This is a genomic window from Streptomyces sp. NPDC127084, from assembly GCF_042724175.1.
Taxonomy (GTDB): Bacteria; Actinomycetota; Actinomycetes; order Streptomycetales; family Streptomycetaceae; genus Streptomyces.
Genome location: NZ_JBHXFA010000155.1, coordinates 1 through 2,628 on the forward strand (window position 1 = coordinate 1; position 2,628 = coordinate 2,628).

A 2,628-nucleotide genomic window follows, 5' to 3' on the forward strand; every position below is an offset into this window, starting at 1 on the left:
GGCCAACAGCTGCGCGCATCGCGCCCCCCGGGCACGCGGGGGGGGGCGGCGCCCGGCCTCGGCCCCCCCCCCCCCCCGGGCGCGGCCGGCCCGCGGCGCGCGCCCGGCGGCGCCCCGTGCGCTGGTGAAGCCGGCAGCGCAGTGCGTGGCAGTGCGTCGCGGAGGGGGCTACTCCGTCACACCGTGACCGTCGTGCAGACCGCCGCCGCTGCCCGTGCCGCCCTGCGTCGGGACGGTGGTGACCGGCTTGCGCAGCGAGCTCAGGTCGATCGCGTAGGTGCCGACCGCGTTGGCGATGATGTCGATGTTGGCGTCGAACGCCGTCATGCTGATGTTCTTGATGTCATCGCACTTGGCGTGGTAGCAGGAGTCGTACGCGACGCCCGCCGTGCCGCCGAACTTCGCCGCCTGCGCCTCGGTCTTGACGCCCTCGGCGCCGGTGAAGGTGCCACCGGACGCGATGCCCGCCTCGACGAACGGCCCGTAGTCGGAGCGCCCGGTGAAGTCCGTGCCCTCGCGCGGCAGCCCCTGCTTGTCCATGAACTCGTTGATGTCGCGCTCAAGCTGCGCGGAGCCGGCCGGGCCCGCGGGCGCGCCGACGCCGTCGGAGTCGTCGCCGTCGTAGACGAAGAGCCCGTAGTTCGGCGAGGCGATCATGTCGAAGTTCAGGTAGAGCTTGATCTCCTTCTTGCCGAGGTCGCTGAGGTTCGCGACGTAGTGCTCGGAGCCGAGCAGTCCGAACTCCTCGGCGGACCACCAGGCGAAGCGCATCTTGTTGGCGGGCCGCTTGTGGCTCTTGGCGAGCTCCAGGGCGACCTCCAGCAGACCGGCGGAGCCGGAGGCGTTGTCGTTGATGCCCGGGCCGTCGACCACTCCGTCGAGGTGGGAGCCCAGCATCACCGTGTTGGCGGCGTTGCCGTGCTTGGTCTCGGCGATGACGTTCCGGGTGGTGCGCTGCTGCTGGAGCTGGCGGATCTCGAAGTCGATCGTCACCGGTCCGGCGGCGAGGTCTGCGGCGAGCTTCTCGCCCTCGGCGAGTGTGATGCCGCCGGTCGGGATCTTGCCGGCCTCCACGGAGCCCAGGGTGCCGGAGAGCGCGCCTTCGGTGTTGTTGTAGATCACGGCGCCTATCGCGCCCGCCGCCGCCGCGTTCTCCTGCTTGGCGGCGAAGGTGCAGCCGCCTCGCTTGATCAGGGCGACCTTGCCGGTGAAGGTCCCGGACGCGAAGTCCGACGCCTCACAACCGTTGGTGCCGTCGGCGTCCACCGGAGCGGCGGCCAGCGCCGCCTTCACCCCGCCGACCGGGGTCGACTTGGTGTACGACATCGCGTGTATCGCGACGTCGCGCGGGGCGGGCGAGACCACGGCGAGCCGCTCCGCCTGGGTCTGGGTGAAGGTGAACTCGAAGGTCTGGTACTCGACGTTGTACCCGGCCTTCTTCAGCAGCTGGTAGACGTACGCGGCTGAGGCGTCGTGCCCCAGCGTGCCGGCGGCGCGGTTGCCTCCGGCGCTGTCGGCTATCTGCTGGAACTTCCGCAGGTGCGCGGCGGCGTCCTTGGCCGATGACGCACGGACCAGCTTCCTGGACAGCTGGGCTGCTTCCTTCGCCGCCGCCTTGGCAGGGTCATGCCTCTCAGCGGATGCGGGGGAGGCGGATGCCAGCAGGAGCGGGGTCGCGAGTGCGGCTGCGGCCAGGGTGGCCACTGCTCTGCGATGGGATGAGTTCACAGAGGTCCTTCCCGGTGCGAACAAGGTTGAGGGGAAGTTAGCGATCTCTGGGTGCTCTGTGAACAGTTGTGCCATAACTCACGTCATATTTAGCAATGTTGACATCATCTTGTACGTCTAGGGGCGTAATGAAGTGTCATTTGACTGCCTTTGCGGCACGTTTCATCTCTTGTTTGTACGATCTGACTTTGGTCAGGCTCTCGGGGCCGGTGATGTCGGCGGCGGACCGGTAGGACCCCTCATCCCCGTACGAACCCGCGGCCTCACGCCAGCCCTTCGGCCGTACCCCGCACTGCTTGCCCAGCAGCGCCAGGAAGATCTGGGACTTCTGCTTCCCGAAACCGGGCAGCGCCTCAAGCCCCGCGAGCAGCTCCCGCCCCGTCTCCGCGTCCCGCCACAGCCCGGCCGGATCGCCGTCGTACTCGTCCACCAGGTACCGGCACAGCTGCTGGACGCGCTTGGCCATGGACCCCGGGTAGCGGTGCACGGCCGGTTTCTCGGACAGCAGCGCGACAAAGGCGTCCGGATCGAGGGCGGCGATCTCATGTGCGTCCAGATCGTCCCGCCCGAGGCGCTGGGCGATGGTGTACGGGCCCGAGAAGGCCCACTCCATGGGTACCTGCTGGTCGAGCAGCATCCCGACCAGCAGCGCGAGCGGACTGCGGGAGAGCAGTTCGTCGGCGTCCGGCTGCTGCGCCAGGTGGATCGCGGGACGCTCGGGGCGCGTGGGGCTCATCCCCCGATGATCCCTCCGGGTGGTGGGCCTTGCACGTCCGGTGCGCCCGGGGGGCGGAGGCGGGCGGGGACGGAAGCGGGCGGGTTTCGCGGGGTGAGCGGGGCCCCCCCGAAAACCCCCGCCCCAACCGGCGAGGGCCGCGGCGCCCCCCCCCCCCCCGCGGC

Annotated in this window: 2 protein-coding genes; both read right to left on the minus strand. The window is 70.0% G+C overall.

Going from position 1 to position 2,628, the window contains the following annotated elements; translation table 11 throughout:
• Positions 1-168: 168 nt before the first annotated feature.
• Positions 169-1,704 carry a M28 family metallopeptidase gene (locus tag ACFWI9_RS27820; RefSeq protein WP_387166121.1) on the minus strand — a complete coding sequence of 512 codons (1,536 nt, stop codon included), beginning with the start codon at positions 1,702-1,704 and terminating at the stop codon, positions 169-171.
• Between the two features lie 160 nt (positions 1,705-1,864).
• Complete coding sequence (locus ACFWI9_RS27825) at positions 1,865-2,464, minus strand: HhH-GPD-type base excision DNA repair protein (RefSeq protein ID WP_387166099.1); 600 nt, start codon at positions 2,462-2,464, stop codon at positions 1,865-1,867.
• Between the last annotated feature and the right edge of the window lie 164 nt (positions 2,465-2,628).